The 13,004-nt window shown below is 57.0% G+C and carries 14 protein-coding genes; 6 read left to right on the top strand and 8 right to left on the bottom strand.

Features of this window, described 5'->3' with window-relative positions; translation table 11 throughout:
• Positions 1 to 290: 290 nt before the first annotated feature.
• Positions 291 to 1,421: a DUF4317 domain-containing protein gene (locus tag VSQ30_RS05740; protein ID WP_160642560.1), complete on the top strand. Its 1,131-nt coding sequence runs from the start codon at positions 291 to 293 to the stop codon at positions 1,419 to 1,421.
• A 200-nt stretch (positions 1,422 to 1,621) separates the two neighbouring features.
• Positions 1,622 to 2,911 carry an MFS transporter gene (locus VSQ30_RS05735; RefSeq protein ID WP_334462661.1) on the top strand — a complete coding sequence of 430 codons (1,290 nt, stop codon included), beginning with the start codon at positions 1,622 to 1,624 and terminating at the stop codon, positions 2,909 to 2,911.
• Between the two features lie 76 nt (positions 2,912 to 2,987).
• On the opposite strand, the gene bsh is transcribed toward VSQ30_RS05735, so the two are convergent.
• From bsh to murC, 4 genes are all read right to left on the bottom strand, one after another.
• Positions 2,988 to 3,971 carry a choloylglycine hydrolase gene (gene bsh / locus VSQ30_RS05730; RefSeq protein WP_334462659.1) on the bottom strand — a complete coding sequence of 328 codons (984 nt, stop codon included), beginning with the start codon at positions 3,969 to 3,971 and terminating at the stop codon, positions 2,988 to 2,990.
• A gap of 163 nt (positions 3,972 to 4,134) precedes the next feature.
• On the bottom strand, positions 4,135 to 4,476 hold the full coding sequence (locus VSQ30_RS05725) for a sensory rhodopsin transducer (RefSeq protein ID WP_160642563.1): 342 nt from the start codon (positions 4,474 to 4,476) through the stop codon (positions 4,135 to 4,137).
• A 27-nt stretch (positions 4,477 to 4,503) separates the two neighbouring features.
• Complete coding sequence (locus VSQ30_RS05720) at positions 4,504 to 5,286, bottom strand: Cof-type HAD-IIB family hydrolase (RefSeq protein WP_334462657.1); 783 nt, start codon at positions 5,284 to 5,286, stop codon at positions 4,504 to 4,506.
• Complete coding sequence (murC, locus tag VSQ30_RS05715) at positions 5,270 to 6,679, bottom strand: UDP-N-acetylmuramate--L-alanine ligase (protein ID WP_334462655.1); 1,410 nt, start codon at positions 6,677 to 6,679, stop codon at positions 5,270 to 5,272. The genes VSQ30_RS05720 and murC overlap by 17 nt, the downstream gene beginning before the upstream one ends.
• Positions 6,680 to 7,021: 342 nt before the next feature.
• On the opposite strand from murC, the gene VSQ30_RS05710 reads away from it, so the two are divergent.
• From VSQ30_RS05710 to VSQ30_RS05695, 4 genes are all read left to right on the top strand, one after another.
• On the top strand, positions 7,022 to 7,561 hold the full coding sequence (locus tag VSQ30_RS05710) for a TlpA family protein disulfide reductase (RefSeq protein ID WP_334462653.1): 540 nt from the start codon (positions 7,022 to 7,024) through the stop codon (positions 7,559 to 7,561).
• Positions 7,551 to 7,697: a CD1871A family CXXC motif-containing protein gene (locus tag VSQ30_RS05705; protein WP_166554240.1), complete on the top strand. Its 147-nt coding sequence runs from the start codon at positions 7,551 to 7,553 to the stop codon at positions 7,695 to 7,697. Before VSQ30_RS05710 ends, VSQ30_RS05705 begins: the two co-directional genes overlap by 11 nt.
• Complete coding sequence (locus tag VSQ30_RS05700) at positions 7,670 to 8,578, top strand: 4Fe-4S binding protein (protein ID WP_334462652.1); 909 nt, start codon at positions 7,670 to 7,672, stop codon at positions 8,576 to 8,578. The genes VSQ30_RS05705 and VSQ30_RS05700 overlap by 28 nt, the downstream gene beginning before the upstream one ends.
• A 296-nt stretch (positions 8,579 to 8,874) precedes the next feature.
• A complete protein-coding gene (locus tag VSQ30_RS05695; protein ID WP_334462650.1) occupies positions 8,875 to 10,158 on the top strand; it encodes a M28 family metallopeptidase in 1,284 nt (427 codons plus the stop codon).
• 47 nt (positions 10,159 to 10,205) lie between these two features.
• Here VSQ30_RS05695 and VSQ30_RS05690 read toward each other — a convergent pair whose 3' ends face one another.
• From VSQ30_RS05690 to VSQ30_RS05675, 4 genes are all read right to left on the bottom strand, one after another.
• Positions 10,206 to 10,394 (bottom strand): DUF6019 family protein, encoded by a 189-nt coding sequence (locus VSQ30_RS05690; protein ID WP_334462647.1) that lies wholly within the window; start codon positions 10,392 to 10,394, stop codon positions 10,206 to 10,208.
• A 3-nt stretch (positions 10,395 to 10,397) separates the two neighbouring features.
• Positions 10,398 to 10,973, bottom strand: coding sequence for an ECF transporter S component (locus tag VSQ30_RS05685; protein ID WP_334462645.1), 576 nt, complete (start codon positions 10,971 to 10,973; stop codon positions 10,398 to 10,400).
• A gap of 78 nt (positions 10,974 to 11,051) precedes the next feature.
• A complete protein-coding gene (locus VSQ30_RS05680) occupies positions 11,052 to 11,360 on the bottom strand; it encodes a nucleoside triphosphate pyrophosphohydrolase (RefSeq protein WP_334462644.1) in 309 nt (102 codons plus the stop codon).
• A gap of 116 nt (positions 11,361 to 11,476) precedes the next feature.
• Positions 11,477 to 12,649 (bottom strand): NAD(P)-dependent malic enzyme, encoded by a 1,173-nt coding sequence (locus tag VSQ30_RS05675; protein WP_334462642.1) that lies wholly within the window; start codon positions 12,647 to 12,649, stop codon positions 11,477 to 11,479.
• Positions 12,650 to 13,004 lie beyond the last annotated feature (355 nt).

The following is a 13,004-nucleotide window of genomic DNA, read 5'->3' as shown; positions in this document are numbered from 1 at the left end:
TTTTTGCCCATAAGCGGCCATCTTCTACGTCAAAAATCCTCGTCAACCGGCAGGTTGACCTGCGGTTTTATCCTGGAATCTGACCACTTCTGACCAAAAATTCGTCATTTCCTCTATTTTCAAACAAGCCCTAACAGCAAACAAGGAACATTTCCTCCCTTACGGAAAAGGGCCGCAGCACCTTGACAGGCTGCGGCCCTTTTCCTGCTCCAAAAATATGTTTGCACTTTTGGCCTGATTGCGGTACAATAGGAAAGAAAATCTCAAGAAGGAACAGAAAGGAATCCGCTATGAACGAAAAAGAAATCGGTGAAATCCGCCGCCGCTTTAATCCGGAAAAAACCAGCATCACCCAGGTGCGCGGGTGCTATGTCAGCGCCAAGGGGGAAATCACCTCCCAATTTGGCCAGTCCCTGGCCTCCACCCCCCAGGAGGAGGTGGAGAACCTGCTTTCCACCCTGAAGCGCACCCTTTCCGGCAGCCTGGGAAAAAATCTGACGGATATCGTTTTCACCACCCAGCAGGTGGCGGACAGCGACGAGCACCGGCTGCTTATGGCCCTGCGGGAGACAGAGCTGAAGGATGAGGAAGTTACCACTGCGTTTTATGAAAAAATCACCAGCAGCCTTGCCCTGGACACGCCTTATATGATTCTGCTGGCCTATGACAAATATGACATCCCTTACCGGGCAAAGGACGGCGGCATGCTGCCGGACGGCTCCAACGATGTGTATGCCTATATCCTGTGCAGCATCTGCCCCATTAAAGAGACAAAGCCCGTTTTAAGCTATAACGTGCCGGACAACGTGTTTGAGAACCGTGGCGTGGAGCGGCTGGTGTCCCCGCCGGAGCTGGGCTTCCTGTTCCCCGCCTTTGACGACCGCTGCGCAAACCTGTACAGCGCCCTGTATTACTCCAAGCGGGCGGAGGAGAACCACCCGGAGTTTATCGACTCTGTTTTCCGGGTGGAGCCGCCCATGCCCGCCGCCGTCCAGCAGGAAACCTTCCGCACCCTGCTGGCGGAATCCCTGGGGGATCAATGCAGCTATGACGTGGTGCAGGGGGTGACAGACCGCCTGCGGGAAATGGTGGACAACCACAAGGCCCGGAAAGACCCGGAGCCTCTGGTAGTCTCCAAGCGCGTCCTGTCGGAGGTGCTGCGGGACTGCGAGGTGGAGGAGGAGAAAATTTCTGCCTTTGCCCAGCAGTACGAGGAGGAATTCGGGGAGCAGGCTGTCAGCCCCAAAAACCTGATTGACCAGAAGGAAACCCAGGTGCGCACGCCTAACATCCTTATAAAGGTGGAGGCGGACTTTGCCCATCTGGTGGAAACCCGGCTGATAGACGGGAAAAAATACATACTCATCCGGGCAGAGGACGGGGTGGAGGTAAACGGCGTGGCGGTGTCCGTCACGGAGTAAAGGCCTGTATCCCGGGTTCAGAAAGGCTGCGGCTTCGCTACCAGGAGCCGTAGCCTTTTTTGTGAGGGAATAAGGCAATGGGATATCCCCATGAAAAAGGCCCCTTAGGGTTTATTTGCAAAAATTGACAAAATTCTATTGAATCATCCGCAAAAATATGAGATAATGACTATATTGATATGAAAGGGGGCTGCTGCTCCATGAAAACCACCAAAAAGTTTACCAAGGTGGAGAAAAGCTGGATCCTGTACGATTGGGCCAACTCCGTCTACGCCACCAACATCCTGGCGGTCATCTTCCCCATTTACTTTAACTCCGTCTGCAAGGCTTCTGGCGCGGACAACCTGGTGCTGTGGTCTTACGGCACCTCGGCAGCCACCTTCCTGGTGGCGGTGCTGGCCCCGGTGCTGGGGGCGCTGGCGGATCACAAGGGCCACAAGAAAAAGCTTTTTGCCGCCTTCCTGTTTATCGGCGTGGCATTCACCCTCTCAAACGCTTTTGTGGACAGCTATCAGCTTCTGCTTGCGGGCTATGTCCTCAGCCACATCGGCTTTTCCGGTTCCTGCCTGTTTTATGACTCCTTCCTCACCGACGTTACCACCCCAGAGCGCATGGACAGGGTGTCCTCCTGGGGCTATGCCATGGGATATATCGGCGGCAGCACTATCCCCTTTGTGCTGTCCATCATCCTGCTGATGGTCATGGGCATGGACAGCGTGCTGGCCTTCAAGCTGGTGATCATCCTCACAAGCCTGTGGTGGCTGGTGTTCAGCATCCCCATGCTGAAAAACGTGAAGCAGGTACACTATATTGAGCCGCAGAAAAACCTGGTGCGCTCCTCCTTTTCAAACCTGTGGCGCACCGCAAAGGAGATTTTCCAGGACAAAAAAATCTTCCTCTTCCTTGTGGCCTATTTCTTCTATATTGACGGGGTGAACACCATTATCTCCGTTTCCACCTCCTATGGCACCAAGCTGGGCCTGGACAGCATCAGCATGATTCTGGCCCTCTTGATGACCCAGATAGTGGCGGTGCCCTTCTCCATCCTCTTTGCCCGGCTGGCGGAGAAAATCGGCTCCATCAACCTGTTAAGCTGCGCGGTGGGCGTGTATTTCTTCATCACCCTGGTGGGTTTCTTCATGGGCTTCAATATTGAGCAGCACCCCGGCGACGACGGCGCCCGCACCCTGTCCCTGGTGCTTTTCTGGTGCATGGCCTTCCTGGTGGGCACAGTGCAGGGGGGCATCCAGGCCATTTCCCGCTCTTATTTCGGCAAGCTCATCCCCTCGGAGCGTTCTAACGAATATTTTGGCTTCTTCGATATTTTCGGGAAGTTTGCCGCCGTCATCGGCCCCCTGCTGGTAGCTACCTTCACCCAGGCCACAGGCCGGGACTCCATCGGCGTTATCAGCCTTGCCATCCTGTTCCTCATCGGCCTCTTCCTGCTCTTTACCCTCCGCCGTTCCCTTGCTGCCTCAAAGAGCCGGTAGAGCCTGCTTCCAAACAGAAAAAGCCCCGTCCTGGAGGAAACATTCTCCAGGGCGGGGCCTTTCCTTTGCGGCTTTCTCACCGCCTGTTCTGCCATTTCACAGCAGCTTTCTGCTCAATGGGGTAGCACACAAGCCTTTCCCCTTCCAAATCCTCACTGTACAAGTCCACCCCTGTCAGGCCGCTGTTGTGATAAGAGGTATAATAATAGCGGCCTTTTGTAACGTTGATGCAGCAGGTATAGGTAGTTGTCTCCAGCTTCCCCTCCGGGGTGACCACGCTGCCCCGCACCATAGCCACTGCCCCCAGCAGGTGAAAAAACTGGGACAGGCAGCTTTCCTCGTCCCCATGGCAGATGGAATTGGCGGCAAGGTAAGCCGCCTTTACAAACCGGGAGGCAGGGGAGAAGTCCCCGGGCAGGCCCACACTGCCCAGGCCATAGCCGAAAGGCTCCAGGCCGTCTATGGCGGAAAAGCAGTTGCTGGGGGTGCCAGGGCTTAGGTTCAGATACTGGCACAGGTTCTGCATCTGGAAGGGGAAGGGGGGATTGTTCGTCACCACCCCCACAGGGTTATCATAAATATGCATCCCGTCCCTGGTGGATTCCAGCACAATGGATCCGCTCCTGTCCGCAATGTGCCAGTGCAGGGGGGACACGTTCAGCTGGGGGCTGAAGGGGATGGCCACAAGGAAGGTGTTTTCCAGCAGGCAGCGGGCTTCCTTCACCGTCGCGCACTGGCCCAGCACCCAGGGGATCAGCTCAAAGGGGGAAATATTGTTTTTCACCGGATCCGGCTGGGTGGCATACCAGGCGTTCTGCGGGAAATTCAGCCCAGCCATGCACAGCCCCTTTTCATTGGAAGCTTCCGCGTACATGGGATAGCCCACGTCCAGCATTCCCATGCCCAGCATGGCATAGTGGCGCTCCATGGGCTGGGCTTTGCGGAAACGGAAGGGGAACCGGCGGGGCGTAACCACCACCTGTTCCCCCATGCCGCACTCCCAGTCCATGTTGCGCCCAAAATAGAAGCAGTCCCTTGTCATGGCAATGCTGGTACACATAAAAAAACACCATGCGATACAGGTTCGCACAAAAAGGGAGGAAGCATCCGCCTTTTTTGCCCAGTATCGCTCCTTTCGTCATATTGTCCGCGACAGGTTTCCCAGCCGCCGCAGGCCCTGTATCTATAGCATATGCGCCAAAGCGCCCTGTTATACAGCCGCCCTACAGCAGGGTGGTCATCATCCCGAGCTCCGCCTGGGTGGTATCCACCCGGGAATATTGCAGGGCCACTTCCCGGCTGCACTCCACCACCGCCGCATAAGGGGTGTCCTGGGGCACAGGCTGCCCGGCATGGTTTGTAAGCTTGTCCATGCGGATATGCTTTGTCCGCCTGGCCTCCACTGTCACATGATAGCCGGAAACCGGCTCCCTGTCCTCAAAATACAGGGTGATGTCCAGTTCTGCCGGCTCGTCCCCCTGGTTTAAAACACAGATGGCCTCATGGCTTACATATGCCCCGTTGGCGGAACTGGGCCAATAGCAGTCTGGTATCACCTTTTTCATACTGTGCCCCTCCTTTTCCCCGGCGCGTTACAGCACGCCGAAATGCTTTAACGCGTGATAAATCCCGCCCTGGCCTGTCGGGATGGATATGTAGTCTGCCGCGGCCCTGGCCTTTTCCGAGCCGTTGCCCATAGCCACGCCCACTCCGGCCCAGCGCAGCATCCGCTGGTCGTTGTCCCCGTCGCCAAAGACCATGATTTCCTCCCGCCTGATGCCGTAATGGGCAGCCGCGGCGGCAATGCCCACTTCCTTGCCGCCGCCCTTGGGGATAATGTCCTGGATGTGCCCCCCGGCGCTGGTAGGCTCAACGTGGGGCAGGCAGGCGATGTAGGGCAGGTTTTCCAGGCCGTATACCAGAAACTGCAGCACCGGGTGCTCCTCCAGCCTCCCGATGTCATACTGCCGGGGCAGGGCCACCCCGGCCCGCCTGTGGTGCTGGGTGACAGCCTCGCCGTCGAGTACGTAAAAGCTTTCATGTTCCTCAATAATCAGGCAGGGAAATTTTTCCTTTTTCACAATCTCCACCAGCCGCCGGATATCCTCCGGGTTATGGGCCATGCGGTGGAGCACTGTGCCGTCCCGCAGCACAACAAGCTGCCCGTTTAAGGAAACAAACCCGTCAAACTGAAAATACCGCTCGATAAAATCCACCATAGTGGGGGGCCGCCCTGTAGCCACAAAGAGCTTCACCCCTTTTTCCCGCAGGGCGCAAAGGCTCTCCTTGGTGGACTGGGGCATAACGCTGCCCCCCTCATGGTCAATGAGGGTGCCGTCAATGTCGAAAAAGCACGCTTTAATGTCCCGCTCCATCTTTCCCTGCCTCCTGCCGCTGCTTATATTTTTCCACTATCAGGTTGGCGCATTTATACACGTCCCCGCCGCCCAAGGTCAGCAGCAGATCCCCAGGCCCCGCGTGGGACATGGCATAGTCCGCTGCCTCGGAGAACCCTTCAAACCACACGCTGCCCGGCACCTTTTGCGCCAGATCCGCCGTCTTGATGCCGTAGATGTTCTCCTCCCGCACCGCCAGAATCTCTGTCAATATCAGGTGGTCGGGGATAGCCAGGGCCTTGGCGAAATCCTCTAACAGTGTGTAGGTGCGGGAATAGGTGTGGGGCTGGAAAATGGCCCACACCTTCCGGTATCCCATCTTCATGGCAGAAGTGAGGGTGGCCGTCAGTTCTGTGGGATGGTGGGCGAAATCGTCCGCCACCGTAACCCCCTCAAACTTCCCCAGCACCTCAAAGCGCCTGTGTACTCCGGCAAAATGGTGCAGCGCCTGGCACAGGGCTTCCGGTTCCGCGCCTAAAGAGTGGGCGCAGGCGGCGGCAGCCAGGGCGTTGAGCATGTTGTGGCGCCCTGGCACGGAAAGCTCCACCCGGCCTAAAGGCTTCCCTTTATGCATCAGGGTGAAGTCCTCGCAGGCGGAAGGCTCCTCGTTCATCTCCTGGGGATAGTAGTCATTTTTATCGCTGAGGCCAAAGGTGACAAGCTCCTTGTCAAGGCCCGCCACGCTTTCCATGGCCTTTTTGTCATCCCCGTTTACCACCAGCAGGCGGGTTGCCTGGCTGGCATATTGATGAAAGGATTTCACAATATTGTCCAGGGTCTTAAAATAGTCCAGATGATCCGCGTCCACGTTCAGAATTACCGCCACTGCCGGGGTGAGCTGCAGGAAGCTGTCTACATACTCGCAGGCCTCGCACACCATGGTTTCGCTGTTCCCAGCCCGGCTGTTGCCGCCGATGAGGGGCAGCTTGCCGCCGATGATGGCGCTGGGATCCATGCCGCATTCCATGAAAACCTGGGTGAGCATGGCTGTGGTGGTGGTTTTGCCATGGGTGCCGGAAACGCCTACAGTCTGCCGGAAGCGCCGGGTGAGCATCCCCAGCATGACGGCCCGCTCCAGGGTGGGGACGCCTTTTTCCCGGGCGGCCACAAGCTCGGGGTTATCGTCCCGGCAGGCGGCGGTATACACCACAGCCTCTGCGTCCCCGATGTTTTCCGCCCGGTGCTCTGTGAAAACCGGGATGCCCATGGCCCGCACCCGCTGGAGGGTGTCGGACTCATTGCGGTCAGAACCTGTAAGCACATAGCCCCCATGGTGCAGAAGCTCTGCCATGGGGCACATGCCCGAGCCGCCAATGCCTACAAAGTGCAGGCGCTTTACCTTGTCCAGCAGATTTTCATCAAAATTTGTCATGTCCAGTATCTCCTAACCTGTATAATAGGAAAGCCGCGCTTCCCGTTTCCGCTGCGAAGGGCAGAACCGCTTTTTATATTATATTGCAATCTGGCCCCAAAATAAAGCCCTTTCCTTAAAAATCAGGATAAAAAACAGCCGGGGGCGTATAGTAAACGCGCTTGAAAATCGGTATAGCCCGATTTTCAAGCATGCGGCATTACCGCTGGTTCCAAAAAGGCTATTGCCTCTTTTGAACTGCGTACCCTATACATGCTGTTTTTCGCCCTTGCCGATTTCCCCGGCAGGGGGTATAATAAGCCTTAACACCTATTTTAACTTTTTATGAAGAGAGGGAAAACCATGCCATTGAGAAAACTTGTCATACGCCTTTTGCCCCTGCTGCTGGCAATTGCCCTGCTGGCCGCGGGCTGCTCTGCCGGGGAGGCGGCGCAGGCCTTCACTGCCCAAACCCTGGACGGCGGCAGCTTCACAGAAAAAGACATTGCCGCAAAAGATCTGACCGCTATTAACTTCTGGGGCACCTTCTGCTCCCCCTGCATTGCGGAAATGCCGGATTTGGCTGCCTTTGAAAAGGCCCTGCCGGACAATGTGCAGCTTATCACCGTGTGTACCGACGCCCAGGGCAACGAGGGCAAAGCCAAAGCCCTGCTGGAGCTTGCCGGGTATGAGGGGATTACCCTTGTCAGTGGGGACGAGGCCTTCCAAAGCCTTCTGACTGATATCCAGGCTATCCCCACCACCATTTTCCTGGATTCCTCCGGCAAGCAGGTGGGCAAGGCGGTTATCGGCGGGCAGGCAGACTTGTCCGGCGTATTCCTGGACGCCATGAACAAGGCCCTGCAGGAGGGCGGAAAAAAGGAGATCACCCTTGAAGCGTAAAGGGATTCTGGCAGCGCGGTACGGCCTGCTGGCCTTGGCGGCTGTATGCATCCTCCTGGGCCTTTTAGGGCAGGAACACATGGGGGTTTTGCAGAAGGCGGTGAAAATATGTCTGGAATGCATCGGGATAGGCTGAAAAAGGGGAAGCTTTCCTTCCAGCGCAGGGTGCAGCTCCTTGCCGCCGCAGTGGTAAACGGCTATGCCATAGGCTTTGCCAAGGGGAAAATTTTCACAGGCGGCACAAAAGCTGTCTGCGTGCCTGTCCTCAACTGCTACTCCTGCCCCGGCGCCCTGGGGGCCTGCCCCATCGGCTCCCTCCAGGCAGCACTGGGCGGCTCCAGCCGCCGCTTCCCCTTTTATGTGCTGGGCCTGCTTATGCTCTTCGGTGTAGCGCTGGGCAGGCTTATCTGCGGGCTTCTGTGCCCTTTCGGGCTGGTGCAGGATCTGCTCTTTAAAATCCCCTCCCCCAAGCTGCGGGTGCCAAAGAAAATAGACAAGCCCCTGCGGTGGCTTAAGTATGCTGTCCTGCTGGTGCTGGTGGTGCTGCTGCCCGCCTTCGCCGTGACAGATACCGGGGTTGCCCCGCCCTATTTCTGCAAATACCTCTGCCCGGCAGGCACCCTGGAAGGCGGCGTGCCCCTGCTGCTGGCAAACCCCTCCCTGCGATCCCTCATGGGGGCGCTTTTTAGCTGGAAAGCCCTGGTGCTGGTTGTAATCCTGGCGGCCTGCGTGTTCATTCCCCGGGCCTTCTGCCGCTATCTCTGCCCCTTAGGCGCTTTTTATTCCCTGTTTAACCGCTTCAGCTTTTACCAGATAAAGCTGGACAAAAGCAAATGTACAGGCTGCAAAAAGTGCGAACATGCCTGCCCTATGGCAGTGGAGGTTACAAAAGGCTGCGGCGGCCCAGAGTGTATCCGCTGCGGAAAGTGCCGGGATGCCTGCCCTGCCGGGGCCATCACCTCCGGATTTGCCTGCAAAGACGAACAGGAAGGCGCCGAACCGGGAAATTGCCCGTGACTTTCCCCGGCCCCTGTGCTATAATGTCCAAAGGGCATAGAAGCCTGACAAAACGGCGCGGCCCCGGCTGTGCCAGTCTAAATTTGAAAGTAAAGAAAAACCGGAATAACTAAGGCTTGTTTGAAAAATCGTAAACACCGTCTTTTTGTCCAAAACGTGCGTTTTCTGTGTTGGAAATCCTCGACAGGCGACAGCCTGTCTTGCGGGTTCCGCCTTGAAACCGCCCTGTTTTGTCTCAAAAATTCGACACTTTCTCTATTTTCAAACAAACCCTAAAAAAGAGAGGAAGGCTGCAAATGGATATCTGTGGAAAAAGGGAAATGGAACTGCTGGAAAAAATCGGGTTCACCCGCACAGCAGGCTCTGCGGAGGAGCTGCAGGCGGCGGAGATTTTAAAGGCGGAATGCGAGGCCCTGGGGGTGCCTGTTATCCTCCAGGACTTTGAAATTGAAGACGCGGAGGTTGAAACAGCCACCCTGGAAATTTTAGAGCCATACCAGCAAAGCTATCCTGTCACAGGCTATAAATGTGCCCAGAACACCTTCGGCGACGGGCTTGCCGCTGAATTCCTCTATGTGGAGGACGGGGACGAGGTGAGCCTTTCTGAAGCCAAAGGGAAAATCGTGCTGGTAAACGGCTTTATGCGGGTGCCGCTGTTCAAGAAGCTGATGAAGGCCGGCGTGGCGGGCATCGTCACCATGGAGGGGGAGCTGCGGGATAACCGGGACGAGACGGATTTAGCCACCCGGAAGCTGCGCCGTACCCTGCGGGCCTTTGGCAATGTGCCCATGGTACACACCCGGGTGCTGGACGCCTTCGACATGGTGAAGCGGGGGGCCGCCAAAGCCCGCATTGTGCTGAAAAACACCACAGTGGAGCGCACCTCCCACAATGTTATCGCCACAGTGGTGGGCACAGAAAAGCCGGAAGAAATTGTCTCCTTCGGCGCCCATTACGATTCTGTGGACTTTTCCAAGGGCGTGTATGATAACGGCGCAGGCTCTGTTATCAACATGGAAATCCTGCGGTATTTCGTGGAGAACCCGCCCCGCCGCACGGTAAAATTCATGTGGTACGGCTCAGAGGAAATTGGCCTGGAAGGAAGCTGGGCCTATGTGAAGGCCCATAAAGAGGAGCTTGCCGACCACCTGCTGATGATAAACGTGGACGTGGGCGGCCCTGTGCTGGGCGTGGACAAGATAGCTGTGACAGCGGAGGAAAAGCTTGTGGCCTTTGCGGAATACATGATAAAAATATGCGGCTGCGGGGCGGCTGTCCGGCAGGGCATCTATTCCAGCGATTCCATCCCCTTTGCAGACAGCGGCGTGCCTGCCATCAACTTCAGCCGGGACGGCGCCCCGGGCGCGGCCTATATCCACAACCGCTTTGATACCTTAAGCTTCCTTTCCCCGGAGGCTTTGGAAAAAACCACCCGCCTGGTGCTGGAGGTTTCCCGGGCGCTGATTAACGGCAGGGTGTTCCCGGTGGAGCGCAAGGTGCCCCAGAACATGGTGGAGGAAGTGGAAAAATACCTTTACAAAAAGGATCTGGCGGAGGTTTCCGAGGAAAAGAAGGGGTAAAAGCCTATACAAAAAGCAGGCCGCATATTGCGGCCTGCTTTTTCGCGCTATTCTTCTGTCTCTTTGGGGCTGCCTTCTTCTTTTTCCCGCTCGTATTTCTCTATGCCCTTTTTCACAGCCTTGGCAATTTCATTTTTGCTGTCGTCAATGGCGCTGCTCACTGCGGATTTCACCACAAAATACAGGGCGATAAGGAGGATAATGGCTGTAACGAGGTCGAAGCCCAGGCGCTCCATGGGTCAGCCCCTTTGCAGCTTATCCAGCAGATGGCTTCTTTTCAGCGCCGCCCGCACTACCGCGCACAGGGGTACGGAAATCACCACAGCAATGATGGCGTTGATGCCGGAGGTGGCGGCCTTTGTGGCAACGGCGACCAGCACCGCCCCCAGCTCGCTGCCGATAAGCAGGCCCTGCACAAAAGCCTTTGAGAGGTACAGCGCCATGTAGGCAAGGCTGCCCGCAGCCGCGGCGCAGATGTTCAGCTTGTGGTTTGCGCCCTCCTGCTGCCGGGCATAGGCCACCCAGCCGCACACAGCAGCCAGCAGGAACTTGAACACAAAGGTGAAGGGCGCGGAGGCGATGTAGGCAGGGTTTGTCACGTCATACAGGGCGGAGCCGATGCCCGCCGCCAGCCCGCCGCCCACAGGTCCCAGCACAAAGCCGGACAGCAGGCAGAAAATATTGCCCAGGTGGATGCGGCTGACATCCCCGATAGCTACGGGGATGGGGATGCTGATTAAGTTGGATACGAAAACCAAAGCGGCGAATATACCGACTGCCGCAATTTTGTAAACGGACTTTTGGGAGTTTCCCATCTTCATTCCTTCTTTCCTAAGTTCCGGCCTGCAATGCCAGCGGCCGCAAAAACAGGATAGCGCCTCCTGGGGGTTTTGTCAAGTGCTTTTTGAGACAAGGAACACCCTCTCTGCAAAGCCTCCCCGGGCTTCGTGCTTTTTCCGACAGGCTGTATCCAGCTCCTCCAGGGTGTGCCCGTCCGCCTCGCACAGGGCAAAAACCACCTCCAGGATGTCCGCCAGTTCTGCCAGTTCCCGGCTTTCCCGGTACTCCCCGGCTTCCTCCAGGAGCTTTTGCTCCAGCGCGGCGTGGTATTCCTCTTCCCCTAAGATTCTAATAACAGGCTTTTCCCCCTGGGACTCTATCATCTGTGGTATTTTATCTCGCACCAGCTTGTTAAATTCCATAAGCATCCTCCTAATCCATTCTAAAACGCGGGCCGTAAGCCTGCCTATTCTCACAATCTGCATGCGCGGAATTCCAAAGGCGGGACGCTCTTTGGCGGATTCCTAAATGCGGAGCCTCAAGCCCGGGCTGCGCCAGAATCCCGGGCGGCCTGGGCCACAGCAGCGGCTACGGCGGGGGCCACGGCGGGGTTAAAGGCGGAGGGGATGATGTTGTCCTCCCTGAGGTCTGCGGGGGAGATGAGATCTGCCAGCGCCTTAGCGGCGGCAACCTTCATCTTGTCGTTAATCTCCCTGGCCCGCACATCCAAGGCTCCCCGGAAAATGCCGGGGAAGGCCAGGACGTTGTTTATCTGGTTGGGATAGTCCGAGCGACCGGAGCCAACCACCCTGGCCCCTGCCGCCAAGGCTTCCTCGGGGAAAATCTCCGGGGTGGGGTTGGCGCAGGCAAAGATGATGGGATCCTTTGCCATGGTGCGCACCATCTCCCCTGTGAGGCACCCTGGGGCGGAGAAGCCCATGAACACGTCCGCGCCCCGTATAACGTCGGCAAGGACGCCCTTTTTCTTTTCCGGGTTGGTGGCGGCGGCCAAAGCCTGCTGGGCCGGGGTAATCCCCTCCATGCCTTCATAGAGCGCCCCTGCCTTATCGCACACCACCACATTTTTAAGCCCCAGGGCCATGAGCAGCCGGGTGCAGGCGGTGCCCGCGGCCCCCGCGCCGTTGACCACGGCGGAAACCGTCTCCAGCTTCCGGCCTGTGAGGCGCAGGGCGTTTATCATAGCGGACACCGTCACCACAGCAGTGCCATGCTGATCGTCATGGAACACCGGGATGTCCAGGCGCTCCTGAAGCTTCTTTTCAATTTCAAAGCACCGGGGGGCTGCGATATCTTCTAAATTGATGCCCCCAAAGGAGCCAGCCAGCAGCTCCACTGTGCGCACAATTTCGTCTACGTCCTTGCTGCGTATGCACAGGGGGAAGGCGTCCACCCCGGCAAAGGCCTTGAACAGGGCACACTTGCCCTCCATTACAGGCATCCCCGCCTCCGGGCCGATGTCTCCCAGGCCCAGCACAGCGGTGCCGTCCGTCACCACAGCCACCAGGTTGCCCCGGCGTGTGTACGTATAGGACAGCTCTTTATCCTTGGCAATCTCCAAACAGGGGGCCGCCACCCCCGGGGTGTAGGCCACAGAAAGATCATCCCTGCCTGCCAGGGGGCAGGGGGTGTCCACCCTGATTTTCCCCTTCCATTCCTTATGCATTTCCAGTGCTTTTGCCGCGTAATCCACGTTTCTTCCTCCTTATGCCGAGCCTGTTCTTTTTTACAAATTATACCATAAGCGCGAAACGCGTTGGTATTGTGTCCATCGCCTGCCTGACCGAAGGAAAGGCTAAGGCGGGACACATTTTAGATCAAGTATAATAGCCGCTTTGCGGCTATTATACCACAGGGGCTGAGGGGAATCAATAGAGGGAAATCCAGGGGGGAGTGTCCGAACACGCAGTTTATATCTACGGTGCATACCTATAGGGCTTTGAGTCTCGCCTGCCGGCTCGATCAGCTCATAGCAACCACCCCACACCCCGCAACCCCTTTTGAAAAAGGGGCGATCCCAAAACAACAGCTTTCCCCCCATTTTGCAA

It is taken from the genome of Acutalibacter sp. JLR.KK004, from assembly GCF_036941085.1.
Classification (GTDB): domain Bacteria; phylum Bacillota; class Clostridia; order Oscillospirales; family Acutalibacteraceae; genus Acutalibacter.
This window is presented reverse-complemented; position numbering and strand designations above follow the sequence as displayed.

Excerpts from the sequence above, each read along its gene's own strand:
- bsh (WP_334462659.1), bottom strand. The coding sequence starts at position 3,971 with ATGTGTACCAGCATTGCCATGACAAGGGACTGCTTCTATTTTGGGCGC.
- VSQ30_RS05740 (WP_160642560.1), top strand. The coding sequence starts at position 291 with ATGAACGAAAAAGAAATCGGTGAAATCCGCCGCCGCTTTAATCCGGAA.
- VSQ30_RS05735 (WP_334462661.1), top strand. The coding sequence starts at position 1,622 with ATGAAAACCACCAAAAAGTTTACCAAGGTGGAGAAAAGCTGGATCCTG.
- VSQ30_RS05720 (WP_334462657.1), bottom strand. The coding sequence starts at position 5,286 with ATGGAGCGGGACATTAAAGCGTGCTTTTTCGACATTGACGGCACCCTC.
- VSQ30_RS05710 (WP_334462653.1), top strand. The coding sequence starts at position 7,022 with ATGCCATTGAGAAAACTTGTCATACGCCTTTTGCCCCTGCTGCTGGCA.
- VSQ30_RS05695 (WP_334462650.1), top strand. The coding sequence starts at position 8,875 with ATGGATATCTGTGGAAAAAGGGAAATGGAACTGCTGGAAAAAATCGGG.
- VSQ30_RS05690 (WP_334462647.1), bottom strand. The coding sequence starts at position 10,394 with ATGGAGCGCCTGGGCTTCGACCTCGTTACAGCCATTATCCTCCTTATC.
- VSQ30_RS05685 (WP_334462645.1), bottom strand. The coding sequence starts at position 10,973 with ATGGGAAACTCCCAAAAGTCCGTTTACAAAATTGCGGCAGTCGGTATA.
- VSQ30_RS05700 (WP_334462652.1), top strand. The coding sequence starts at position 7,670 with ATGTCTGGAATGCATCGGGATAGGCTGAAAAAGGGGAAGCTTTCCTTC.
- VSQ30_RS05680 (WP_334462644.1), bottom strand. The coding sequence starts at position 11,360 with ATGGAATTTAACAAGCTGGTGCGAGATAAAATACCACAGATGATAGAG.
- VSQ30_RS05725 (WP_160642563.1), bottom strand. The coding sequence starts at position 4,476 with ATGAAAAAGGTGATACCAGACTGCTATTGGCCCAGTTCCGCCAACGGG.
- murC (WP_334462655.1), bottom strand. The coding sequence starts at position 6,679 with ATGACAAATTTTGATGAAAATCTGCTGGACAAGGTAAAGCGCCTGCAC.